Here is a 21,700-nt window from a genome sequence, read left to right as displayed (position 1 = left end):
GTATTCTCATTGATCATGACAAGGATCTCACGCCGCAGTGGGATCGGCCCCACCGGCTTCGGCCGGTTACTGCATGCGAAGGAGCACGCCATGAGCTTGAACGGCAAGGTTGCAATCGTCACCGGAAGTGGACAAGGCCTTGGACTCGCCTACGCGAGGGAGCTCGCCCGCCAGGGTGCCGCCGTCGTTATTAACGACGTGAACGCTGAGACAGCGGCGGAAGCGGTCGCCCGGATCGAGGCCGAGGGTGGCAAAGCCACTGCGGTGGTGGTCCCCGTAGGTTCAACGGACGCTGCCAAGGCGCTGGTCGCCGGTGCTGTTGAGACGTTCGGCCGCTTGGACATCCTGGTGACAAACGCCGGTATCCTCCGCGACAAGAGCCTCCTGAAGATGACCGACGAGGACTTCGACCTTGTCATCAACGTCCACCTGAAGGGTACGTTCACCTGCGTCCGTGAGGCTTTCGCCTACTTCAAGGAAAACGACATCCCGGGCCGGATCATCACCATCGGCTCGCCGACCGGCCAGCGCGGGAACTTCGGTCAGAGCAACTACGCCGCAGCAAAAGCCGGAATCGTCGGTATGGTCCGCACCTGGGCACTGGAAATGAAGCGGGCCGGCGTGACCGTCAACTCCGTCATCCCCGTGGCCGCCACCGCCATGACCAAAACCGTCCCGTACTTCCAGAAGGCCGTTGAGGCCGACGAACGAGGCGACGCCATGCCGCGCTTCTTCCGCCACGACCTCGGGTTTGGAACGGCCGACGACGTCGCCGGGCTGATTGCCTTCCTCGCCTCCGACTCAGCATCCGACATCACCGGCCAGGCGATCGGCGCCGGAGGTGACCGGCTTCAGGTGTGGACGCACCCGACGCCGGCAACCACCGAATACCGCGAGGGCGGCTGGGGCTACGAGGCCCTGCAGGAGAGCGCTGGTGAACTGTTCAGCAAGGAAACTCTGCAGAGCTACGGCGAGGAATTCCTGCCGCTGCCCGAGGAACTCCAGCCCGAAGCTGCACAGGTCCGCTGACCATGACTACCCGCTATGAACCTGGCCTTGACGTCACAAGGCTGGACGCGATCGACATGCACGTCCACCTTGAAGTGGACAGCTGCGGACATGGCTCGCTGCCTGACGCGCTGACAGAGGCCTCGGCGAAGTACTTCAAGGCCGAGGACAGGACGCCGTCGCTGGACAGGATCGCCGAGGTCTACCGCGAACTGAACATGGCCGCCGTCGTCTTCACCGTTGACGCGCGCACCCAGCTGAAGCACGAACCGAACAGCATCCCGGAACTGATCCAGGGTGCGGCGAGGAACAACGATGTCCTGATTCCCTTCGGCAGCATCGACCCCCGAACAGGGGAGGACGCCATCGCCGGCGCGAAGCAGCAGGCGGTTGATCTCGGCGCCCGGGGGTTCAAGTTCCACCCCTCACTGCAAGGGTTCGATCCTTCCAACGAGCAGTTCTACCCACTGTGGGAGACGCTCCAGGAGCTCGGTTTGCCGTGCGTTTTTCACACCGGCCAAAACGGTATGGGTGCAGGGCTCCCGGGCGGCTACGGCATCAAGCTCGCGTACTCCAATCCGCTGTTGCTGGATGCTGTCGCCGCAGACTTTCCCGGGCTGCAGATCATCATGGCCCACCCCTCGGTGCCGTGGCAGGACGAGGCGAACTCGATCGCAACCCACAAATCCAACGTCTTCATCGACCTCTCCGGCTGGTCGCCCAAGTACTTCCCCGAGTCGCTGGTCCGCCTGTCCAACAACGTGCTGCAGGACAAGGTTCTGTTCGGCACGGACTTTCCCCTGATCACGCCGCAGAAATGGTTGGGAGCGTTCGCGGACCTGCCGTTGAAGGACGAGGTCCGGCCGAAGATCCTCAAGGACAACGCCGTCCGCCTGCTGGGTTTGGGTGGCTGAGATGACAACAAGCACGACGACGGAAGCCGGCCTGGGTGCCCGGCTTTACCCGGTGGCGGATTGGTACGACGCCGAAGCGCTCCTGGGCTTTGACGAGCGCGCAGTGCTGGCCAGGCTGCGGGAATTCCTGGACACCGAAGCCAAGCCGCTCCTGGCCTATTACTGGGAGCGCGGGGAATTCCCGGAGCAACTGGCGCAACCATTGATCGACCTCGACTTGATGGAACCGTTTGACGCTCCCGCCCGCGGGATTTATCACGGTTTCCGGATCTTCGAGCTCGCCCGCACCGATGCTTCCCTTGCCACGTGGTACACCGCGCAAGCGGGCCTGTTCCGGACGGCAATCCGGGTGGGCGCCTCGGAGGAACAGCAGCGCGAATGGATGCCCCGCGTGATCGACTTTTCGCTCAAGGGCGTGTTCTCGCTGACCGAACCTGAGCACGGCTCCGACATCGCCGGCGGGCTCGCCACGACGGCGCGTTTCGAGGCAGACCTCCCCGGCAGCGGAACGTGGGTCCTGAATGGCGCGAAACGGTGGATTGGTGGCGCCTCCACGGCGGATGTGCTCTGTGTTTTCGCCCGGGACGTCGCCGATGGACAGGTCAAAGGCTTCCTCGTGGACCGCAACGCGCACGGAGTGACGGTGGAGAAGATCCACGGCAAGGCCTCGCTGCGGATGATGCAGAACGCGCACATCACTCTGGCAGGTGTCCAGGTTCCCGAGTCGATGCGGCTGCACAACGTGGACTCATTCAAGGACGTTGCAGCCATGCTGCGCGCCATGCGCTCGGATGTCGCCTGGATCGCCACGGGCATCCAGGCCGGGGCTTTCGAAGCGGCTTTGGCCTACGTCAGGGAACGCCGGCAATTCGGCCGCACCCTCGGTTCCTTCCAACTGGTGCAGGAGAAACTGGCCCGGATGCTCGGTAACCTCACCGCCTCCCTGGCCTTGGTGGTCAGGCTGAACGAACAACAATCCCAAGGCAGCTACCGGGACCCGGATTCCGCACTGGCAAAAATGCAGACAAGCCTCATGATGCGCGAAACCGTCGCCTTGGCCCGCGAAGTCGTGGGCGGCAACGGCATCACGCTCGCCGCCGACGTCGCGCGTTTCCATGCCGACGCAGAAGCTGTCTATTCGTACGAAGGCACCCACGAAGTCAATGCGCTGATCGTCGGACGCGCCCTCACGGGCGAGAGTGCTTTCACCCACTGAACCACGCGATACAACACAACAACCAGGAGGCAAAGATGCCCAATCTCGTCGTCGATTTCGACACCCTGCTCACCATGTCCGGCAAGGACCTGGGCACCACCGACTACCGGGAAATCACCCAACAGCAAATCAACCTGTTCGCCGATGCCACGGACGATCAGCAGTGGATCCACGTTGATCCCGAACGTGCCAAGGACGGCCCGTTCGGCGCCCCGATCGCGCACGGTTTTCTCACCCTGTCCCTGATCATCCCGTTCTGGGGTGAACTGTTCGACGTCGATGGCGTCACCACGAAGGTCAACTACGGGCTCGATAAAGTCCGCTTCACTTCCCCGGTCAAGGTGGGCTCGAAGGTCCGCATGCAGGGAAGCATCGCCGAGGTCACCGAAGTCAAGGGCGGTGCCCAGATCAAGGTCAACGCCACCATCGAAATCGAAGGCCAGGAACGTCCCGCCGTCGTCGCCGAATTCCTGGCCCGCTTCTACAAGTAAGCCGGATCTGTAAATAAGCCGCTTCTGTAGGTAACTCTCCACAACAAAGTCCCTCCTCTTCCAAGGAACAGCCATGTCAGGACACACTGCACTCGCACCGTCGAGCACGGCCGCCAAGCGTAAAGAAGCGCGTACGGTCATCATGTCCAGTTATCTGGGCAGCACCATCGAGTTCTACGACTTCCTGTTGTACGCGACGGCGGCAGCAGTTGCCTTCCCCAAGGTGTTCTTCGCCGGAACGGACGAGTGGGTAGGAGTCGTGGCGGCCTATGCAACGTTCGCCGCGGGCTACGTCGCACGGCCCTTGGGTGGCATCGTCTTCGGCCATTTCGGTGACCGGATTGGCCGCAAGGGCATGTTGATCGTCTCCATGGCCATGATGGGCATCGCGTCCACGTTGATCGGCCTGATCCCGGGATCCAGCGTGATCGGTCCGTGGGGAGCGGTGCTTCTGGTGATCCTGCGGGTCTTCCAGGGCATCGCCGTCGGCGGTGAATGGGGCGGCGCTGCGCTGATGGCCCTGGAACACTCCGATCCGAAACGGCGCGGCTTCGCGGCGTCGTTTGTGAACGCGGGTGCGCCGACGGGCGCTGTTCTGGGCACCGTGGTGATGGGTATCTTCTCGGCCCTTCCGCAGGACGCGTTCCTGGCCTGGGGGTGGCGGGTGCCGTTCCTGCTTTCCTTTGTGCTGCTGATCGTTGGCATGTTCGTGAGACTGCGGGTTTCCGAAAGCCCCATCTTCGCCGAGGCTGTGGCCAAGGAAAGCGCGTTGGGAACCAAGCGCAAGGTCCCGCTTGTGGAAGTGCTGAAGCGTCCCAAAGCACTGATCATGATCATGTTTGCCGGAGCCGCCGGATTTGGCCTCCAGGTAGTGCTCCCCACTTTCTCGGTCACCTATGCAGTGTCCAAAGGCGCGCCCCAGCAGGGTGTGCTCTATGCCTTCGCGGGTGCTTCGGCCATCTCCATCCTCTTTGTCCTGTTGGGCGGGCGCTTGTCAGATCGTTTCGGCCGCCGCCCGGTCATGGTTGCTGGCCTGGCCCTGTTCATCCTGTACCTGTTCCCCATGTTCGGAATGCTCAGCTCGGGCAACATCGCCCTGATCTTCCTGGCGTTCACGGTGGCACTCATCCTGCATTCTTCGCTCTACGGGCCGCTTGCGGCGTTTGTCTCCGAGCAGTTCGGCACCACCAACCGTTACACCGGTGCGGCTGTGGGCTACCAGCTGGCGACGTTGATCGGCGCAGGCTTTACCCCGGGCATCGTTGCGGGCCTGTACAAGGATGCAGGCCAGAGCATCGTCCCCGTGGTGGTCTTCCTGGCCGCTATGTCGCTGGTGTCAATTGTCTTCATCCTGCTGACGCGGGAGTCTAAGAACAACGACCTTTCCACGGTCAGTTAGGAGTACGCACATGGACAACAACGGAGTTGGATCCTGGTTGCACCGCCGCCGCATCAAGTCCGGAAACCAGACAGCGCTCATCCATGGCGAGCAAACCTTGAGCTACCTCGAACTTGCCAACCGGGCCGACCGCCTCGCCAACGCCCTCCAGGACAGGGGAGTGGCCAAGGGCGACCGCGTGGCCTACCTCGGCGAAAACCACCCGTCCTTTGTTGAAACCTTCTTTGCTTGCGGGCTGCTCGGAGCGATTTTCGTTCCGCTCAATACCCGCCTGGCGGCACCGGAACTGCAGTTTCAGCTTCAGGATTGCGGCGCGAGCGTCCTGGTCAACGCCGAAGCCCTGGACGTCGTGGCTTCAGCATCAGTGGCGGACACAGCGGTAATCCACCGTCTTGTGGTGGCGCCCGACGACGGCCCTGCAGGTGCCGCTGCCCAGCTGCCATCCGGCGTCGAACAGTACGGCGAGGTGATCGCCGGCGCCGACGCTGCACCGCTGGATGAAGCGGTGACCCTGGACGACGGCGCCATGATCCTCTACACCTCGGGCACCACAGGCAAGCCGAAGGGTGCTCTGCTGACCCACGGCAACATCACGTGGAACTGCGTCAACACCGTGGTGGACATGGACCTTGGCCGTAACGACGTTGCCCTCATGATTTCGCCGCTCTTCCACGTGGCATCCCTGGACATGGGCCTGCTGCCGATGCTGCTAAAAGGCGCGACAGTGATCCTCGAGTCCAAGTTCGACCCCGCACGCGTCCTGGAACTCGTGGGCCGGCACAAAGTCACCACCCTCAGCGGCGTTCCCACCACCTTCCAGATGCTCTGCGACCATCCGGAATGGTCGACGGCGGATCTCAGGTCCCTGGACAAGCTCACCTGTGGCGGTTCTGCCGTTCCGCAGCGAGTACTGGACGCGTATGAAGAACGCGGGATTGGATTTACGGCGTGTTACGGCATGACCGAAACGGCTCCCGGCGCCACCATGCTGCCGGTCTCCGCCTCCAAGGAGAAAGCCGGATCAGCGGGGCTACCACACTTCTTCACGGATGTGCGGATCGTCGACCCGTTCGGTGGGGTCGCAGGAGCCGGCCAGGTAGGCGAAATCCAGATCTCCGGGCCCAACGTCATCAAGGAATATTGGAACCGGCCCGAGGCCACAGCGGAAAGCTATGCCGACTCGACCTGGTTCCGGTCAGGTGACATGGGCTCCCTGGACGGTGACGGCTTCTTGTTCGTCTCGGACCGGCTGAAGGACATGATCATTTCCGGTGGCGAGAACATTTATCCCGCCGAGGTGGAAGCAGCCATTGCGGAGCTCGAGGCTGTGGGGAGTGTGGCTGTCATCGGGGTGAGCGACGACAAATGGGGAGAAGTGCCCCGCGCCATCGTCACACTGCGCGAGGGGACTTCCTTGACTGAGGAGCAGTTGCGCTCGCATCTGGAAGGGAAGCTGGCCCGGTACAAGATTCCCAAGTCCGTAGTGTTCGTGGAGGAAATGCCGCGCACGGCCAGCGGGAAGATTCGGAAGACCGACCTCCGCAAGCAATACGCCCGGTAACCCACCCTCGCTCACGTCCCACCCGCCTGGGCCGAACGCTCGCTCACATCCCGTCGGTTTGGCGCCAACGCTCGCTCACATTTGGTCGGTTTGTGGGCGGCGTCACGTGCGAAACAATCCGTCAATGGGCTAAATCCGGGTTAACTTTGTCCATCGAACTGCCTAAATAGCTTCCGGGGCATTACGATTGGCACGACTCGTCTCTGAGTACGCATTGTCACAACGAAACCCGGGGGATATACCAATGAGCTACCCGCAACAACCGCAACAGACCCAGCCTTACGGCACGCAGGCGGGCGAACCGCCGCTGTGGGCTCCCTACTACGGCGCCCCGATTGGCGCGGCTATCCAGCGTTTCTTCAAGAAGTACGCCGCCTTCAGTGGCCGCGCCAGCCGCAGTGAATACTGGTGGGTCGCCCTTGCACTGGGCGTCATCGGCTTCGTCCTTCAGATCCTTACTCTGGTTCTTGGAAGCGCCGGAGCCACTGTCTCGGCAAATGGCACCGCCGTACCGGGCCCTGGAGCGGTAGTCGGCGGAATCTTGGCCGTCGTTTTCTACGTGGCGGTCCTGATTCCGTCCATCGCGCTGCTGGTTCGTCGTCTGCACGACGGCAACTTCAGTGGCTGGCTTGCCCTCCTGGGACTTATCCCGTTCGTGGGCGGCCTCGCCATCCTGGTCTTCGCACTCCTGCCGTCCAACCCGGCAGGCCAGCGCTTCGACCAGCCGACGGCCTAGCACGTCACGCACTCAGTAAAAGGGGCGGCACATATTGTGCCGCCCCTTTTTGCGTGCCCCGCCAGCCATGGTCGTGACATGCTGTCACTGACGCGGACCGACCCCAACGATGAGGAGCGCCAGCCATGGGAACGATCAAACGATGCGCCGTGGTGGGTGGCGGAATCATCGGTGTTGCGGTTGCGCGGGAACTTGCCAACAAGCTCGACGGCGCGCAGGTCACCATCTTCGAAAAAGAGGACCGTCTGGCCGCCCACCAAACCGGCCACAATTCAGGGGTGGTCCACGCCGGCCTGTACTACGAACCCGGCGGGCTGAAGGCACGGTTGTGCCGCAGGGGAGTGGAACTGCTGCAGGAATTTTGCGCCTCCAGGAACCTGCCCTACGAGGCCTGTGGGAAATTGGTCATCGCACAGACAGCCGGGGAGCAGCAACGCCTGAACGCCATCTTTGCGCGTGCCACGGCCAACGGGGTCCCGGGCGTGCGGATGTTGAACAGCGACCAGATACGCGAGGTGGAGCCGAACGCCGTCGGGCTTTCTGCCTTGCACTCGCCGGAAACGGCGATCGTGGATTACACGGCCATCACCAACGCGCTCGCCGACGACGTGCGCGCCTCGGGCGGGACCATCCGGCTCGGGCAGGAAGTAACGGCGTTGGATCAGCAAGCGGAGGGGGTGGTGGTTCGCACGAAAGGCGGCAGCGAGCATTTTGACCTGGTAGTGGCTTGCGCAGGCCTGCAATCGGACCGGCTGGCCGAGGCCACTGGTGAGCCTGCCACCCCGAAAATCGTGCCCTTCTTTGGGCAGTACTTCCTCTTGGGCCACGAAGCCCGCCAACAGGTGAGGGGCCTGATCTATCCGGTACCGGACCCCAGGCATCCCTTCCTCGGAGTCCACCTCACCAAACGCATCGACGGTGAAATGATGCTGGGTCCGAATGCCTTCATTTCCTTTGGCCGTGAGTCCTACGCCTGGAACGCGGTGAATGTCCGCGACATGGTGAATTACGCGCTGTTTCCAGGGTTCTGGAACTTCGCCCGAAAGAACGTGCCCTCCGCTGTGCGGGAATTCCAGACCGTCGTGAGCCAAAAGAAGTTCATCCGCGAAGCCATGCGCTTTGTTCCGTCGCTGGAGGGCGCAACCGTTCTCCCCGGCACCCGCGGCGTCCGCGCCCAGGCAATGAACGGTGACGGATCGCTGGTGGACGACTTTGTCATCGCCGGACGCCGGGACACCGTTTTGGTGCGGAACGCGCCGTCGCCCGGGGCTACTTCGTCCATGGCGATTGCGGAGTACATCGTGGAACAGGCGCTTGCCGGCTGAGGGACGTGAATTAACAAGCCTGTGACCACCCGGAAACGGGGTCCACATCCCGTGTGGATAGCTTTGGCCCATGATCACTTCACTGGCAACCCGTATTGGCCAGGCCTTGGGGCGCTGGATTGAGGCAGCGTACGTCTTGGATTGCGTGGATCCTGAAGAGGAAAAATCGCGAGGTGTGGCTGCGGATTGGACCTGGTTGCCCGCCTTGAGTGGTGTCACGGTGGCTGGTGCCCAGGCGATCCAATCCCACGCCGGCAGAGCACCGAAAGCCAGCTAGGAACCGCATCGGAAGCTGCATTTGTGTTGCGTTGAGCACACTATTCGTTATTGCCGGGTAGTATGCCCTAAACTCCTTCACTGAGGTGCCGGAATAGGCACTATGCAGCAACGAAAGCGAACCCTCAATGGCTACTGATTACGACGCCCCGCGCAAGACAGAAGAAGAGTCTCCCGCTGAATCGCTTGAGGCCTTGCAGGCGTCCCGCGGGGGTGGCGCGCAGACTGCTGTCATCGACGTTGAGGATGTCGATACCGCCGAAGGAATCGACCTTCCCGGTGCCGATCTATCGGGCGAGGAACTGACCGTCGTTGTGGTCCCCGAACAGTCCGACGAATTCACCTGTGGCTCCTGTTTCCTGGTCCGGCACCGGTCTCAGATTGCCTTGGAAAAGAACGGCCTCACGTTCTGCAAGGACTGCGAAGGCTGAATAACGCGCTGATCACGTTATCTTTGATTACGAAAACGTGGCAGATGCCATGTGAAACAGCCCGTACTGGGTGCTTGGCACAGCCTTTAATAATCCTCCTGTGATCAGCTGGCCGTCCTTTTAACGGTTATGCGCCGAAGCGGCCACAACCGGTCCAACGGACTGAATGCGCTCCTACAGTTGAAGTATCAACTTCGCCTGAAGGGGGCACAAAAAATGAGGAAAATTGGAGCGGGTTTGGCAGTTGTTCTGGCAGCTGCCGGGCTCGGTCTGGCAGTGCCGGGGCCAGCCTCGGCGGCGTCGTATTGCGGCATCACCTGGGGTTCGCTGGCTAAGGCTGATCCGGATATGAGTTCGGGCAATGTCACTGCGGTGCGTACAGGGCAGCAGGCGTGCTTTGACCGGCTGGTGATTGATGTCAGTGGCAAGGTGGCCGGATACTCCGTGCAGTACGTTCCGGTGGTGACCCAGGATCCCACCGGGTTCCCTATCCCGGTTCTGGGCGATGCGGACCTTCAAGTGATGGTCACTGCGCCTTCCTATGATCAACAGGGCAACCCTACGTACCTGCCGGCAGCGAAGGCGGAGCTTTCCAACGTCTCCGGCTATCAGACGTTCCGGCAAGTGGTCTATGCGGGCAGCTTCGAGGGCACGACGAGCATTGGTCTGGGTGTCCGCGCCAGGCTTCCGTTCCGGGTCTTTGCCTTGGACGGACCCGACGGCGGTTCTCGGCTTGTGGTGGACGTCGCCCATCACTGGTAAGCCCGCAACCTCGTAGAACGCCCAGATAGCGGGAAAGCTGCCAGCTCGCACGGAAGTTTCCGGCGAACTGGCAGCTTTCCAGCGTTTTCGGCGTTACACAGGCGGGGCTACTCGGGAACCACCAGCGCCGGAGTGTCCTTCCGGATGGTTTCGCCGCGGAAGAAGCCGGGCCGCATGCGGGACTGGATCAGCATGACCACGGCACCCAAGGCCAGGATCCCGATGCCCAGGATGAACACGAGTCCCACCCCAAAGATCTCCGAGCCACTGCCGAACTCCGGATCCCAGCTGTCCATGGCGGTCTGGAGGAACACGACGAACAGTCCCACACCGCCCAGTACCGGGCAGACCAACCGCAGGAAGAAGTTGCGTGCGCTGTTGAATACGCTGTTGCGGAAGTACCAGGCGCAAGCGATGGCCGTGAGCCCGTAGTAGAAGCAGATCATCAGGCCCAGGGCCAGGATGGTGTCGTTGAGGACGTTCTCGCTGATCACGTGCATCACCGCGTAGAAGCCCGCGGACAGGACACCGGCCGCAATGGTGGCGAAGCCCGGCGTCGAGAACTTCTTGCTCATGTGGCTGAAGCGTTCCGGGAGGGCGCCGTAGTGCGCCATGGCCAGCAGGCTGCGCGACGGCGAGGTGAACGTGGACTGCAAGGAAGCCGCAGAGCTGGAGAGCACAGCCAAGGACATGAGGATCGCGAATGGCCCCATGACCGGTGAAGCGAGTGCCGTGAAGACGTTGGCGTGGTTCTCAGGGTTGTTCAGGCCGATGCCGGTGTCGCCGACGCCGGCGAACATCATGGTGGCGATGGTCACCAGCAGGTAGATGCCGAGGACGATGACGGCGGTAAGGGTGCCGGCTGCACCCGCGGTCTTCTTGCCGTTGGCGGTTTCCTCGTTCACGGTGAGGCAGACATCCCAGCCCCAGTAGACGAAGATCGACAACGAGATTCCGGCCGCGATCTGGCCGAACGTCTCAACTTTGGTGACATCGAACCAGTCCCAGCTGAACGGAACTGCGGTTTCGGACGTGGACCAGTTGGCGAAGGCCATGGCAACAAAGAGTCCCAGAACCAGGAGCTGGAAACCGACCAGCCCGTACTGCACTATCTTGGTGGTGTGCAGGCCGCGGTAGCTGATCCAGACGGCGAGGGCCACAAAGACGAAACAGGTGGCGACGTTCAGGAGCTTGTTTGACGCGAGGTCGGCCAGCTCGGGGGAGCCGGTGGCCTGCGCCAGGAACAAATAGAAGAAGTCCACGGCGACGCCTGCCAGGTTGGACAGGACGATAATGTTGGCGGCGAGCAGCCCCCAGCCGCCCATCCAGCCAACCCAGGGGCCGAAGGCTTTGGTGACCCAGGTGAACGTCGTGCCGCTGTCCGGGGAGTCTGCGTTGAGCTCCCTGTAGGCCAGCGATACCAGGATCATCGGAATGAACCCGATCAGGAAGATCACGGGCAACTGCAGCCCGACTTCATTCACGGTTGGGCCGAGCGCACCGGTGAGGGTGTACGCCGGGGCGATGGTTGAAATGCCAAGAACGACGACGGCGAGGAGCCCCAACTGCCCCGTCTTCAGTCCCTTGCCGCTGATGTCGTGCGAGTCTGCAGCGGCGGTGGTGCTTGTGGAAGCACCGTTGCGGATTGTCTGGCTCATGAAGGGCCCTTTCTAGATGGCCGAAGGCTGCTGCTGCGTGATGCAGTGGATGCCCCCGCCCCGGGCGAAGAGTTCGCGCGCGTCAACACTGACCACGCGGCGTCCGGGGTAGGCATCGGCGAGAATGCGGAGTGCTTTCTCGTCCATGGGGTCATTGAAACTGCAGGCGATGACCCCGCCATTGACGACGAGGTGGTTGATGTAGCTGTAGTCCACGTACCCTTCCTCGTCGGTGAGGGTTTCCGGTGCCGGAACTTCGATGATGTTCCATTCCCGGCCTGCTGCGTCATGGGTGGTGCGCAGGAAGTCGATGATTTCCCGGGAGACTTTGTAATCCGGGTGTTCGGGGTTCTGCTGGGAGTGGACCAGCAGGGTTCCCGGCGAAGGAATGGCAGCCACGATGTCCACGTGGCCGCGGGTGCCGAACTTCTCCGAGTCACGCGTCAGGCCCCTCGGGAGCCACACCACATGGGTGGCGCCGATGGTGCGGGCCAGCTCCTCTTCGATGTCGGCCTTGGTGAGACCGGGATTGCGGCCCTCGTCCAGCTGGACGGTTTCGGTCACCAGGACAGTGCCTTCGCCATCCACTTGGATGCCACCGCCCTCGTTCACGATCCCCGAGGGAAGGTGTTGCGCTCCAGCCCGGCCGGCAACGAACCCGGCGATGAGGGAGTCCTTGTCCCAGGCCGCCCAGTCCTGGGCCCCCCAGCCGTTGAAGATCCAGTCCACGGCGCCGAGCTGCTTGTTGGCATCCAACACGAACGAGGGCCCGATGTCCCGCATCCAGGCATCGTTGAGCTCAGCGGTAAGTACCTCAACGCGGGGGTCGAGGTAGCGCGCGGCCGTTTCGACGTCGTCGGGCGCTACCACCATGGTGACCGGCTCGAACTCGAGGATGGCGTTCGCGACGGCGGCCCAGGTGGAGCGGGCGGCGTGCGCCTCCTCTTCTGTGTCGCCCAGGGTGTAGCCGCCGGTGGGGAAGGCCATCCAGACGCGGTCCTGCGGAGCCGTCTCCGACGGCATGCGCCAGGCGCTCACGCGGAAACTGCCTGTCCAGCTGCTGCACCCAGCGGTGCGTTGGGATCTACCGGCTCGGTGAGGCGGCCGTAGGTTTCCGGACGGCGGGTCGCAAGGAACGGGAAGAGCGTCAGCCAGTCCTTGCGCTGGTCGAGGTCCAGGTCTGCCACCAGGACGGCGGACTCATCACGGGGCGCCTGGACGAGGATGCGGCCGTACGGGTCGGAGATGAAGGAGGAGCCGTAGAAGTTCAGGGTGCCCTCGTTGCCGTAGCGGTTGGGAGCGATCATGAACAGGCCGTTGGCGATGCCGTTGCCTACGATAACCTGCTGCCAGAGCGGCTGCGTGTCGAAGTCGGGGTGGTCCGGCTCGGAGCCGATGGCTGTGGGGTAGACCAGAATTTCCGCGCCGCCCAGCGAGTACAGGCGGGCGAGCTCCGGGAACCACTCGTCCCAGCAGGTGGGCATGCCCAACCTCGCGCCACCCAGTTCGGCCGGGGCGTGGACTGCGTAGGCGTCCTCGGCGTCCGGTCCCTTACGGAAGAACTTGTCCTCGTAGTAGCCGGCAGTCACGGGGATGTGCAGCTTGTGGGTACGGGCAACCAGCTCTCCGGCGGGGGAGACCAGGATGGCCGTGTTCAGGCCGAGGCCGTCGTCGGTGCCATCCGGGTTCTCCGCACGCTGGTACAGGGAGGCGTGGACCGAGACGCCGAACTTGCGGGCTGCCTCTGCGGCGAAAGTGAACGTGGGGCCGGTCAGGAGGTCCTCGGTAATGTCCGAGGGGCGGATACCTGCCGCCGGGTTGTTCTCCGGCTTGGTGTCGGCGGGGTAGCGGGAGAGCGTCAGCTCAGGCAGGAAAACAACAGTGGCTCCCAGCTTGGCCGCGCGTTCGATGCCTTCGGAGAGTTCTGCGCGGAGCGCGGCTTCGTCGGCATGCCAGCGGTGCTGGACGACGCCGACGCGCAGCGGCGTCCGCGTGGAGGGCTCTGTGCGGGCCAGGGAAGTGGGGGCTTCGAGGCAGGTAATTTCAATCATGGGGGCATGTACTCCGGTGAGACGACAGTCACTAAATGAATAGCGTTCATTTAGTATGGCGCGTGTCACGCTGGAGCGCAAGAGGCAAATGAATGGTGATCATTTGTGACGCCTCGCCCGATGCCCCGCCGGACGCCCGCCCGACACCTCGCCTGATGCCCCGCCGCGTTACCGTGCCAGGGTCGGCGTGGTAAGGATTTCCGCCCCGTCGTGTGTGATGGCGATGGTGTGCTCGCTGTGGGCCGTCCTGGAGCCGGTTGCGCTGCGGAGCGTCCAGCCATCGGCATCCGTGACGAGCTGCGCAGTATCCGCCATGACCCACGGTTCCAGTGCCAGGAGCAGGCCGGGGCGCAGCTTGTAGCCACGTCCGGGCCGCCCCATGTTGGGAACGTGCGGCTCCTGGTGCATGGTGGATCCGATGCCGTGGCCGCCGAATTCCGTATTTACCGGGTAGCCGGCCTCGCTGAGGACTGACCCCATTGCATAGGAGAGGTCGCCGATGCGGGCCCCCGGGCGGGCTGCTGCGATGCCGGCATGCAGAGCGCGTTCGGTCGCTTCGATCATGGCTACGCTCTCGGCAGGCTTGGTGTCGCCAACGATGAAACTGATGGCGGAGTCTGCGGCGATTCCCTCCAAGGAGACGGCCAGATCGAGTGTCAGCAGGTCGCCGTCGGCAAGTGCGTAGTCCCGCGGCAGTCCGTGGAGGACGGCGTCGTTGACGCCGGTGCAGATGTAGTGGCCGAATGGTCCGCGACCGAAGGAGGGCGCGTAGTCGACGTAACAGGACACGGCTCCTGCCTTAAGGATCATGTCCTTGGTCCATGCGTCGATGTCCAGGAGATTGGTGCCCACGGTGCAGCGGTCCTTGAGGGTGTGCAGGATGTTGGCCACGAGGGCACCGGAAGCCTTTGCCCGGAGCAGTTCGTTGGCGCTAAGGATCTCGATCATGCGGAGCCTTTCTGTTATGCGTCCAATAACTATCCCGGCCATATTATCCCGGTATTACAATTGGAGCCATGGTCAGGTTGCCTCTTACACCCGCCGAGGCCGAGCGTGGACAACGCCTCGGCTCATTGTTGCGCCGCGCACGGGGCACGCGCTCCATGTTGGAGATCGCCCTCGATGCCCGGGTTTCCCCTGAGACGCTCCGCAAAATCGAGTCCGGAAGGGTAGCCACCCCGGCCTTCCCCACAGTGGCGGCGATTGCCGATGTCCTGGGCCTGTCCCTGGATGAAGTCTGGGCGGAGATCAACCAGCCCCACGCCGGCACGGACCCAAGCGCGCCGCGCCGCAGCGCGCGCGAGTTCCTGGCTTCCTAAGTTTGGTCCGGGCGTTTTGGCCGTGCCCGTACGTGCATGCGCTCGCCTTGCTGGCCGAAAAGGGTCAGAAGCTCCACTGGCTCTGACGTGGCGCTGGCGAACCAGTGCGGAGTCCGGGTGTCGAACTCCGCTACTTCGCCGGGTTTGAGGATGAAGTCGTTCCCGCCCAGGACCAGCCGCAGCTTCCCGTTGAGAATGTACATCCAGTCGTAGCCCTCGTGGGATTGCGGCTGGGGGATCTCTTTGCCAGTGCCGCTTTTCAGCACCATCTTGAACGCTTGGATCCCGCCGGGCCGGCGCGTGAGGGGGAGTGCGGTTCCCCAATCGTGGACATGAGGTTTGAGGTGGATCCGGGGATCGCCGGTTTCGGGGGCATCGATCAGGTCCTCGAGCGGCACCTGGTGAAGCCGCGCTATCGGGAGCAAAAGTTCAAGGGTGGGCTTTCGTTGCCCGGACTCCAAGCGCGACAACGTACTGACGGAAATGCCGGTCCCCTCCGAAGCTTCCGCAAGGGTCAGGTTGCGCTGGGTCCGCAGCGCGCGCAAGCGAGGTCCGACGGCGTCGAGCATGGAACTGAAATCTTGGCTCATGGACCAAGTTTGCCATACCAGCAAAATTCTTTGCTGGTTTCTTGAAAGCTGTCCCACCATGGAAGGAGCGGCACAGGGCTGCGAGGAATTCACGGAGGCGAAGTGAGCACAGAACACAACATCAAGGGGTACGACGTCGTGGTCATCGGAGGTGGCGCAGCTGGGTTAAGTGCCGCCCTCACGCTCGGCAGGGCTCTCAGGCCGGTGCTGGTAATCGACGCCGGCGAACCCCGGAATGCCCCTGCAGCGGGGGTCCACGGCTTCCTGTCCCGCGACGGCATCAACCCCAAAGAACTCCTGGGACTGGGACGGGAGGAGGCGCGCGGCTACGGGGTGGAAATCGTAGACGGCGTCGCCGTTACGGCGCGTTCGACGGCGGCAGCAGGGGATGGCGCCCAACCCGCCTTTGAGGTGGAGCTGGGGAACGGGCGCACCGTCACAGCGCGGCGTCTCCTGGTGACTACCGGGCTCACTGATGTGCTGCCTGACATTGGAGGCATCAGTGAACGCTGGGGTCGGGACGTCCTTCACTGCCCTTACTGCCACGGTTGGGAAGTAAGGAACAAAGCGATAGGGATTTTGGGGACGGTCCCGATGGCCCTGCACCAGACCCTGCTGTTCCGGCAGTGGAGCCCGGATATCACGCTGTTCCTCAACGAGGTTGTTGAGCCGACAGATGAAGAGTGGGAACAGCTTGCCGCCCGCTCCATCAATGTTGTGGAGGGCAAGGTGCGTTCACTTGAGATCACGGATGACGCCGTGAGCGGGGTGGTCCTGGCCTCTGGCAAGGTCATTCCGGTGGAAGCCGTGGTGACGGGAACCAGGATGGAGGCCCGGTCCGGGGTTCTGGAGTCCCTTGGCCTCCAGCTGGTGGAACACCCCATGGGCGTAGGGCGGCATGTCGAAGTGAATCCCCTGGGAGGCGCCACCTCGGTGCCGGGCGTGTGGGCTGCGGGGAACGTCGCCGACCTCATGGCGCAGGTCATGGCATCGGCCGCTTCGGGCGTCATGGCGGGAGCGGCGATCAATGCCCACCTTGTGGCTGAGGAAACACAGCTCGCGGTGGAAGCGGCCCGGAAAAATAGTGGTCGACGTTCGGCTTGAGTGCGGGGATCATTAAAGGATCGCCACTAAAGGAGGTTGGCATGTGCTACGCGTACTATGACGACTTCGAGCGGCGCACGAAGAAGGACTCCGCGCGCAAGCCCGAGACCCGCGTTCCAGAGGCCACAGAGCCTGCTGCCCCGGCGGAGACCCGCCGCGGGACGGAAGGAACAGTATGGACCTTCCTGGCACGTCGTCGCAGGGAGCCTGAGGTTTTCGAACCGAAGGTTGACCGCATCCACGAGAAAGTCTAGGGATCACTCCCGGACTGGAACGAGCACTGAATCCACGAAAAAGGCGCCGGGACCACCGGCGCCTTTTCCATGGGCTTTGGTGTCAGCTCTTCGCGGGCTGGTCCCCTGTTGAGCCCAGGAATTCGAGGGCAGCGGTGACCAGGGCTTCTGTTCCCTTGGCCAACGTTGGCTGGATCAAGGGTGCGAAGTAGGGGGAGTGGTTGGACGGAATGTCCTCGGGGAGCCGGCCTGTGGTGGCCCACTCCCTGAACAATGCAGGGTCAGCGCCGCCAAGGAACCAGAACACCAAAGGTGCATCGGCGCCCTTTGCCAAGGCTCCGACATCTTCGCTGCCGGAGACCGGCCCAGGGTCGATGACCTGCGCCGCCCCGAACTTGGCCTTGAAAGCTGCCGTGATTCTGCCGGCCGCCGATTCATCGTTGACCGTCAGCGGGAAGTGCTCCTCGAAGTGGATCTCCGGATCCTTGGGGGCGCCGGAGGCTGTTGATTCTCCCTGGACGATCCGCTCAATCGATCCGAGGATCTTGTCACGGGTGGAATCGCTGAAGGTGCGGACACTGAGGCCCAGTGTCGCTGTTTCGGGAATGATGTTGTTCTTCGTTCCGGAGTGGATCTGGCCCACAGTCACCACCGCCGAGTCACTCGCCGCGAGCTCACGCGACACAATGCCCTGCAAGCGGACCGTGGCAGCAGCGGCCATCAGGACCGGGTCAACCGTTGTTTCGGGGCGGGATCCGTGTCCGCCGCGTCCGTGCAGGGTGATGTTGAGGGAGTCGGCAGACGCCATGGTGACGCCGGCACGGATGCCGAACCAGCCGGCGGGGAACGGGGCGACATGCTGGCCGAGAACGACGTCGGGCTTCGGCACGACGTCGTACAAGCCGTCGGCCACCATCGTGTTCGCTCCACCGCCCCATTCCTCTGCAGGCTGGAACACGGCGATCAAGGTGCCTTGCCACTGGGAACGTTCCGTAGCGAGCGACTCCACGGCACCCACCAGGCAACTCACATGGACGTCATGACCACATGCGTGCATGACGGGAACATCGTTGCCCGCGTGGTCCACGCCGACGGCGGTGCTTGCGTAGTCCAGTCCGGTGGATTCTTTGACGGGCAGGGCGTCCATGTCGGCCCGGAGCATGACCACCGGCCCCGGTCCGTTGTCAAGAACGCCCACGACTCCGGTCTTGCCGATGTTGCGGTGCACCGAGAAGCCAAGGTTTTCCAGGTGTTCGGCGGCGATTCCCGCCGTCCTGGTCTCCTGGAAGGACAGTTCCGGGTTGGCGTGCAGGTCTTTGTAAAGCTCTTCGAGGTCAATGGTCATGGGTTTACCCTCTTCGTTCGACGCCTGTGGTCCGGCCAGTGTATCCACCGGCTGTGTGCGAACCCTGTGTGTGCGAACCCCGAGCACTCACGGCACACTGGATGCCATGACAAATTCCGAGCCCGCCACAACGCAGCACTCCACGGTCGAGGACTGGACAAAGGCCTTGGCGGAGTCGCACGGTTCGCCCGGGGGTGGCGCCGGCACGGGTGTCATGCTCTCGATCGCGGCGGCTTTGACGTCCATGGTGGCCGGGTATACCGAGCCCGAAGATCACCAGCGCGATGAACTTTCAGGCATTCATGCCCGCGCCCGCGAACTGAGGAAAACTGCCTTGCAACTCGCGGACGACGACTCCTCTGCCTCCAACGCTTTTGGGGCTGCGTTCCGACTGGACCCCGGCCCGGAACGGGAAGAGGCGATTCATCAAGCGTCGGTTGAGGCGGCCAAGGCTTCTGCCGTCCTGGGGGAGCGGGCCATCGAGGCCATCGAAGACCTTGGCTGGCTCGCTTTCCATGGCAACCCGGCACTCATCGCCGATGTCGTGGTTGGCTTCGGTGCGCTGCGGGCGGCGATAACGGGTGCGCGGACCAACGTGAGCTTCGACCTCGCGTCCCTGACCTCCGCGGGGACTCCGCTTGAGGAGGTCAGGGAACAGCATCCGGACCTGTGGGAGACGGTCAGCCGGCTCAGCGACGCGCTGGAGCGGATCGACCAACTGGCTGCCGGCGTCGACAAAAAGGCCGCACCTACCGAAGCGGTGTAGCTCCTATTTCGCTTTGGGCACCTTGCGGAGTACGACGGCGGCCATCACTGCCGCTCCGGCCATCAGCACCAGCCCAATGGCCGCAGTGATGTGGACGCCGGAGTCGAAGGCTGTCCGGGCGGCAGTGGTCAATGCCTCGGAGAGCTCGGCTGGAAGACCGGATGCTGCGTCAACGGCGCCGGCCAGTGTTTCCCCCGACTTCCTCGCAGCCTCGGCGGGGACGTCGTCGGGAATCACGAGGTTGTGCTGGTAGGACGCTGTGAGGATGGAGCCAAGCACGGCCGTACCCAGAAGCGATCCCAATTCGTAGCCGGTCTCGGAAATGGCCGAGGCCGCTCCGGACTTGTCCGCCGGAACCGATGCCAGGATCAGGTCATTGGAGATGGTCTCCGCCGCGCCGACGCCCACGGCCAGTACAGTCAGCGCGGACAAGAGGAACACCGGGCCGGTACCGTGGTCGCCCATGACAGCTACGAGGTACCCGACGGCGCTGAGCGTGAGTCCGCAGGCCACGACGAATCCAGGCCGCACGCGCTTGACCAAAGGCACCACCAGCAGCCCCGCGATGACAGTGGCCAGGAGGGCGGGGATCATTGCGATGCCGGCTTCCATGGGGGACTGCCCTTCGACCAGCTGCAGGTGCTGGGCAAAGAAGTAGATGAAGCCCGTCATGGAGAACAGGGACAAGACGTTGGCCACGATGGCCGTGCTGAACACCTTGTTCTTGAACAGGGCCACATCCAGCATGGGGCTTTCGATGCTCTGTTGGCGACGCACGAACACAATGCCCATCACCAGGCCGAAGCCCATGAACGCGGCCGCCGAGGGGCCGAAGCCGTGGACGGCGAACTCCTTGATGCCGTAAACGAACGGCGCCATGGTGACCACGGACAGGGCGATGCTTGGCACGTCGACGCGGCCTGGGTTGGCGTCCTTGGACTCGGGAATCAGGACCCGGCCAAAGGCAAGGAGTGGCAGGAGCAGGAAAGCTGCCACCAAGAAGACGGCGCCCCACCAGAAGTGTTCCACCAGCCAACCGCCGAAGATGGGGCCAAGGGCGGCGCCACCGGAGAAGCCGGCAGCCCACACCGCGATGGCGAGCCTGCGCCGGTTGGGGTCGGTAAAGATATTCCGGATCAAGGACAACGTTGAGGGCATCAGCATGGCGCCGAAGACACCAAGTGCGGCGCGTCCTGCAATAAGCCACTCAGCAGATGGCGCGAAGGCTGTAGCAGCCGAAACCGCAGCGAAGCCCGTGCTGCCGACCAGGAGCAACCGGCGTCGTCCGATCCTGTCGCCCAAGTTGCCCATGGACACCAGGAGCGCCGCCAACACCAGCGGGTACGCGTCAACGATCCACAGGAGCTGGATGCCGCCCACGTCCAAGGATCGGGCGATTTCGGGCAGGGCAAAGGTGAGCGCGGTGTTGTCGACGGCCACCAGCAGCACAGGGAACATCAAGAGTGCCAGGGCCGTCCAATCGCCCCACGGTGCTGCCTGCCCCTTGACGGGGTTGACGGAACGGGGTGCTTGGGTTGACGACGGCGAGAACATGCCTTAACTATACCGTCCAGACGGTACAGTTACAAATGCAAGGACTGCACAGCTTTAGGGAATGATGTACACATGCCACGAAAACCAGTTGCCCGGGACGCCGTTCTGGATGCCTTCGAAGCCCTCCTTATAGAGGTAGGGGAGCGGGCAGCCACCCTGGACGCCGTCGCCAAGCGCGCTGGCGTCTCCAAAGGTGGCCTGCTGTACCACTTCCCCAACAAGGAAGCCCTGATCAGCGCCTTGCTCGAACGCCTTGATGAACTGGCGGAAGAGGACATCGTGCGGATGAAGGCAGCGTCGGACGGAGCCGCCTCGTACTTCATCCGGACCTCGCTGTGGGGCGGTACGCCCATGGACAGGGCCTTCGTTGCCGCCACCAGGCTCGCCGAGGTGGCCCACGAGGAAACGCGGCGTCGGTTTGCCGGCATCCAGCAGCAATGGCTGGATGTCCTGGCCGAGGACGTGGGACCGGAGGTCGCCAAAGCCGTCAGCTACATGGGTGACGGGTTGTATTTCAACGCCATGTTCGAAGGCGGACAGGAGGGCGGAAATGCGGGCCGGGAGGCCGACGTCGACATCCTGTTGGGCGTGCTGGACCGTCTGCGGAAGTGACGCTTCTTCCATTTGCCGCAGCGACCTGCACATAGGACAATTAACTTTTGTGGCGTGTCCTGTGTGGCGCCCATGCACAATTGAACAAGCCTTTGATCTGCGGCGGGAGAGTCCTGCAAGCACGTGATGCAGGCGCCGTAGGAGCAAACCCTCCCCAGGAATCTCTCAGGCCCACGCACCGCCGCGGCGAGGCAACTCTGGAAAGCAGCAGGCGACCGTGCCCTTGGCATGGGATGCTGTGCTCACCGACGGTGCAAGCGATTCGTTGTCCTGACAAGTCGCGGAAACTCTCAGGTCCAATACAGAGCGGGGAGGAACCCGAGCCGCTGTGGCGTACCCAAACGCCACC

Annotated in this window: 23 protein-coding genes and 1 riboswitch; of the genes, 16 read left to right on the top strand and 7 right to left on the bottom strand. The window is 63.2% G+C overall.

Going from position 1 to position 21,700, the window contains the following annotated elements; genetic code table 11:
- The first annotated feature begins 90 nt into the window (after positions 1–90).
- The 11 genes from ACFVSI_RS15335 (at position 91) to ACFVSI_RS15285 (ending at position 10,119) form a co-directional block, all read left to right on the top strand.
- Positions 91–1,029 carry an SDR family NAD(P)-dependent oxidoreductase gene (locus ACFVSI_RS15335; protein ID WP_387825300.1) on the top strand — a complete coding sequence of 313 codons (939 nt, stop codon included), beginning with the start codon at positions 91–93 and terminating at the stop codon, positions 1,027–1,029.
- A gap of 2 nt (positions 1,030–1,031) precedes the next feature.
- Positions 1,032–1,922, top strand: a complete 891-nt coding sequence (locus tag ACFVSI_RS15330; protein WP_387825297.1) for an amidohydrolase family protein — start codon at positions 1,032–1,034, stop codon at positions 1,920–1,922.
- A gap of 1 nt (position 1,923) precedes the next feature.
- Positions 1,924–3,138 carry an acyl-CoA dehydrogenase family protein gene (locus ACFVSI_RS15325; RefSeq protein ID WP_387825294.1) on the top strand — a complete coding sequence of 405 codons (1,215 nt, stop codon included), beginning with the start codon at positions 1,924–1,926 and terminating at the stop codon, positions 3,136–3,138.
- A 35-nt stretch (positions 3,139–3,173) separates the two neighbouring features.
- Positions 3,174–3,629, top strand: coding sequence for a MaoC family dehydratase (locus ACFVSI_RS15320; RefSeq protein WP_039239911.1), 456 nt, complete (start codon positions 3,174–3,176; stop codon positions 3,627–3,629).
- A gap of 73 nt (positions 3,630–3,702) precedes the next feature.
- Positions 3,703–5,028 carry an MFS transporter gene (locus ACFVSI_RS15315; RefSeq protein WP_387825291.1) on the top strand — a complete coding sequence of 442 codons (1,326 nt, stop codon included), beginning with the start codon at positions 3,703–3,705 and terminating at the stop codon, positions 5,026–5,028.
- A gap of 10 nt (positions 5,029–5,038) precedes the next feature.
- Complete coding sequence (gene menE, locus ACFVSI_RS15310; RefSeq protein WP_387825288.1) at positions 5,039–6,589, top strand: o-succinylbenzoate--CoA ligase; 1,551 nt, start codon at positions 5,039–5,041, stop codon at positions 6,587–6,589.
- 244 nt (positions 6,590–6,833) lie between these two features.
- Entirely contained in the window at positions 6,834–7,325 is a 492-nt protein-coding gene (locus ACFVSI_RS15305) for a DUF805 domain-containing protein (protein WP_387825285.1), read from the top strand.
- A 125-nt stretch (positions 7,326–7,450) separates the two neighbouring features.
- Positions 7,451–8,650 (top strand): L-2-hydroxyglutarate oxidase, encoded by a 1,200-nt coding sequence (gene lhgO / locus ACFVSI_RS15300; RefSeq protein ID WP_387825282.1) that lies wholly within the window; start codon positions 7,451–7,453, stop codon positions 8,648–8,650.
- A gap of 70 nt (positions 8,651–8,720) precedes the next feature.
- On the top strand, positions 8,721–8,927 hold the full coding sequence (locus ACFVSI_RS15295; RefSeq protein WP_387825279.1) for a hypothetical protein: 207 nt from the start codon (positions 8,721–8,723) through the stop codon (positions 8,925–8,927).
- 127 nt (positions 8,928–9,054) lie between these two features.
- Positions 9,055–9,357, top strand: coding sequence for a DUF4193 domain-containing protein (locus ACFVSI_RS15290; RefSeq protein WP_387825276.1), 303 nt, complete (start codon positions 9,055–9,057; stop codon positions 9,355–9,357).
- Positions 9,358–9,573: 216 nt separating this feature from the next.
- A complete protein-coding gene (locus ACFVSI_RS15285; RefSeq protein ID WP_387825273.1) occupies positions 9,574–10,119 on the top strand; it encodes a hypothetical protein in 546 nt (181 codons plus the stop codon).
- 107 nt (positions 10,120–10,226) lie between these two features.
- On the opposite strand, the gene ACFVSI_RS15280 is transcribed toward ACFVSI_RS15285, so the two are convergent.
- From ACFVSI_RS15280 to map, 4 genes are all read right to left on the bottom strand, one after another.
- Complete coding sequence (locus ACFVSI_RS15280) at positions 10,227–11,777, bottom strand: APC family permease (protein ID WP_387825270.1); 1,551 nt, start codon at positions 11,775–11,777, stop codon at positions 10,227–10,229.
- Between the two features lie 12 nt (positions 11,778–11,789).
- Positions 11,790–12,815, bottom strand: coding sequence for an agmatine/peptidylarginine deiminase (locus ACFVSI_RS15275; protein WP_387825267.1), 1,026 nt, complete (start codon positions 12,813–12,815; stop codon positions 11,790–11,792).
- The gene (locus tag ACFVSI_RS15270; RefSeq protein ID WP_387825264.1) at positions 12,812–13,828 is read right to left on the bottom strand and encodes a nitrilase-related carbon-nitrogen hydrolase; all 1,017 of its coding nucleotides are present in this window, start codon (positions 13,826–13,828) and stop codon (positions 12,812–12,814) included. Before ACFVSI_RS15270 ends, ACFVSI_RS15275 begins: the two co-directional genes overlap by 4 nt.
- 168 nt (positions 13,829–13,996) lie before the next feature.
- On the bottom strand, positions 13,997–14,776 hold the full coding sequence (gene map / locus ACFVSI_RS15265) for a type I methionyl aminopeptidase (protein WP_387825261.1): 780 nt from the start codon (positions 14,774–14,776) through the stop codon (positions 13,997–13,999).
- Between the two features lie 68 nt (positions 14,777–14,844).
- Here map and ACFVSI_RS15260 point away from each other — a divergent pair, with 68 nt between their 5' ends.
- A complete protein-coding gene (locus ACFVSI_RS15260; protein ID WP_387825258.1) occupies positions 14,845–15,147 on the top strand; it encodes a helix-turn-helix domain-containing protein in 303 nt (100 codons plus the stop codon).
- Here ACFVSI_RS15260 and ACFVSI_RS15255 read toward each other — a convergent pair.
- On the bottom strand, positions 15,144–15,737 hold the full coding sequence (locus tag ACFVSI_RS15255) for a helix-turn-helix domain-containing protein (protein WP_387825256.1): 594 nt from the start codon (positions 15,735–15,737) through the stop codon (positions 15,144–15,146). The genes ACFVSI_RS15260 and ACFVSI_RS15255 overlap by 4 nt on opposite strands.
- A 102-nt stretch (positions 15,738–15,839) precedes the next feature.
- On the opposite strand from ACFVSI_RS15255, the gene ACFVSI_RS15250 reads away from it, so the two are divergent.
- Both ACFVSI_RS15250 and ACFVSI_RS15245 read left to right on the top strand, forming a co-directional pair.
- Entirely contained in the window at positions 15,840–16,841 is a 1,002-nt protein-coding gene (locus tag ACFVSI_RS15250) for an NAD(P)/FAD-dependent oxidoreductase (RefSeq protein WP_387825253.1), read from the top strand.
- 41 nt (positions 16,842–16,882) lie between these two features.
- The gene (locus tag ACFVSI_RS15245) at positions 16,883–17,095 is read left to right on the top strand and encodes a hypothetical protein (protein WP_387825250.1); all 213 of its coding nucleotides are present in this window, start codon (positions 16,883–16,885) and stop codon (positions 17,093–17,095) included.
- 82 nt (positions 17,096–17,177) lie between these two features.
- Here the strand turns inward: ACFVSI_RS15245 and ACFVSI_RS15240 are convergent, their stop codons facing one another.
- Positions 17,178–18,419 (bottom strand): amidohydrolase, encoded by a 1,242-nt coding sequence (locus tag ACFVSI_RS15240; protein WP_387825247.1) that lies wholly within the window; start codon positions 18,417–18,419, stop codon positions 17,178–17,180.
- 106 nt (positions 18,420–18,525) lie between these two features.
- Here ACFVSI_RS15240 and ACFVSI_RS15235 point away from each other — a divergent pair, with 106 nt between their 5' ends.
- Positions 18,526–19,185, top strand: a complete 660-nt coding sequence (locus ACFVSI_RS15235) for a cyclodeaminase/cyclohydrolase family protein (RefSeq protein WP_387825244.1) — start codon at positions 18,526–18,528, stop codon at positions 19,183–19,185.
- A gap of 3 nt (positions 19,186–19,188) precedes the next feature.
- Here ACFVSI_RS15235 and ACFVSI_RS15230 read toward each other — a convergent pair whose 3' ends face one another.
- Positions 19,189–20,739, bottom strand: coding sequence for an MFS transporter (locus ACFVSI_RS15230; RefSeq protein WP_387825242.1), 1,551 nt, complete (start codon positions 20,737–20,739; stop codon positions 19,189–19,191).
- A 72-nt stretch (positions 20,740–20,811) separates the two neighbouring features.
- On the opposite strand from ACFVSI_RS15230, the gene ACFVSI_RS15225 reads away from it, so the two are divergent.
- Entirely contained in the window at positions 20,812–21,351 is a 540-nt protein-coding gene (locus tag ACFVSI_RS15225) for a TetR/AcrR family transcriptional regulator (protein ID WP_387825239.1), read from the top strand.
- A gap of 93 nt (positions 21,352–21,444) precedes the next feature.
- Positions 21,445–21,542, top strand: a riboswitch (glycine riboswitch).
- Positions 21,543–21,700: the final 158 nt, after the last annotated feature.

The organism is Paenarthrobacter sp. NPDC057981 (genome assembly GCF_042886835.1).
Lineage (GTDB): Bacteria > Actinomycetota > Actinomycetes > Actinomycetales > Micrococcaceae > Arthrobacter.
This window is presented reverse-complemented; position numbering and strand designations above follow the sequence as displayed.

What these genes read in the sequence shown, in the direction of transcription:
- map (WP_387825261.1), bottom strand. Translation starts at nt 14,776, where the DNA reads ATGATCGAGATCCTTAGCGCCAACGAACTGCTCCGGGCAAAGGCTTCC.
- ACFVSI_RS15325 (WP_387825294.1), top strand. Translation starts at nt 1,924, where the DNA reads ATGACAACAAGCACGACGACGGAAGCCGGCCTGGGTGCCCGGCTTTAC.
- lhgO (WP_387825282.1), top strand. Translation starts at nt 7,451, where the DNA reads ATGGGAACGATCAAACGATGCGCCGTGGTGGGTGGCGGAATCATCGGT.
- ACFVSI_RS15330 (WP_387825297.1), top strand. Translation starts at nt 1,032, where the DNA reads ATGACTACCCGCTATGAACCTGGCCTTGACGTCACAAGGCTGGACGCG.
- ACFVSI_RS15335 (WP_387825300.1), top strand. Translation starts at nt 91, where the DNA reads ATGAGCTTGAACGGCAAGGTTGCAATCGTCACCGGAAGTGGACAAGGC.
- ACFVSI_RS15235 (WP_387825244.1), top strand. Translation starts at nt 18,526, where the DNA reads ATGACAAATTCCGAGCCCGCCACAACGCAGCACTCCACGGTCGAGGAC.
- ACFVSI_RS15290 (WP_387825276.1), top strand. Translation starts at nt 9,055, where the DNA reads ATGGCTACTGATTACGACGCCCCGCGCAAGACAGAAGAAGAGTCTCCC.
- ACFVSI_RS15270 (WP_387825264.1), bottom strand. Translation starts at nt 13,828, where the DNA reads ATGATTGAAATTACCTGCCTCGAAGCCCCCACTTCCCTGGCCCGCACA.
- ACFVSI_RS15230 (WP_387825242.1), bottom strand. Translation starts at nt 20,739, where the DNA reads ATGTTCTCGCCGTCGTCAACCCAAGCACCCCGTTCCGTCAACCCCGTC.
- ACFVSI_RS15315 (WP_387825291.1), top strand. Translation starts at nt 3,703, where the DNA reads ATGTCAGGACACACTGCACTCGCACCGTCGAGCACGGCCGCCAAGCGT.
- ACFVSI_RS15305 (WP_387825285.1), top strand. Translation starts at nt 6,834, where the DNA reads ATGAGCTACCCGCAACAACCGCAACAGACCCAGCCTTACGGCACGCAG.
- ACFVSI_RS15260 (WP_387825258.1), top strand. Translation starts at nt 14,845, where the DNA reads ATGGTCAGGTTGCCTCTTACACCCGCCGAGGCCGAGCGTGGACAACGC.
- ACFVSI_RS15295 (WP_387825279.1), top strand. Translation starts at nt 8,721, where the DNA reads ATGATCACTTCACTGGCAACCCGTATTGGCCAGGCCTTGGGGCGCTGG.
- ACFVSI_RS15240 (WP_387825247.1), bottom strand. Translation starts at nt 18,419, where the DNA reads ATGACCATTGACCTCGAAGAGCTTTACAAAGACCTGCACGCCAACCCG.
- ACFVSI_RS15285 (WP_387825273.1), top strand. Translation starts at nt 9,574, where the DNA reads ATGAGGAAAATTGGAGCGGGTTTGGCAGTTGTTCTGGCAGCTGCCGGG.
- menE (WP_387825288.1), top strand. Translation starts at nt 5,039, where the DNA reads ATGGACAACAACGGAGTTGGATCCTGGTTGCACCGCCGCCGCATCAAG.
- ACFVSI_RS15280 (WP_387825270.1), bottom strand. Translation starts at nt 11,777, where the DNA reads ATGAGCCAGACAATCCGCAACGGTGCTTCCACAAGCACCACCGCCGCT.
- ACFVSI_RS15245 (WP_387825250.1), top strand. Translation starts at nt 16,883, where the DNA reads ATGTGCTACGCGTACTATGACGACTTCGAGCGGCGCACGAAGAAGGAC.
- ACFVSI_RS15320 (WP_039239911.1), top strand. Translation starts at nt 3,174, where the DNA reads ATGCCCAATCTCGTCGTCGATTTCGACACCCTGCTCACCATGTCCGGC.
- ACFVSI_RS15225 (WP_387825239.1), top strand. Translation starts at nt 20,812, where the DNA reads ATGCCACGAAAACCAGTTGCCCGGGACGCCGTTCTGGATGCCTTCGAA.
- ACFVSI_RS15255 (WP_387825256.1), bottom strand. Translation starts at nt 15,737, where the DNA reads ATGAGCCAAGATTTCAGTTCCATGCTCGACGCCGTCGGACCTCGCTTG.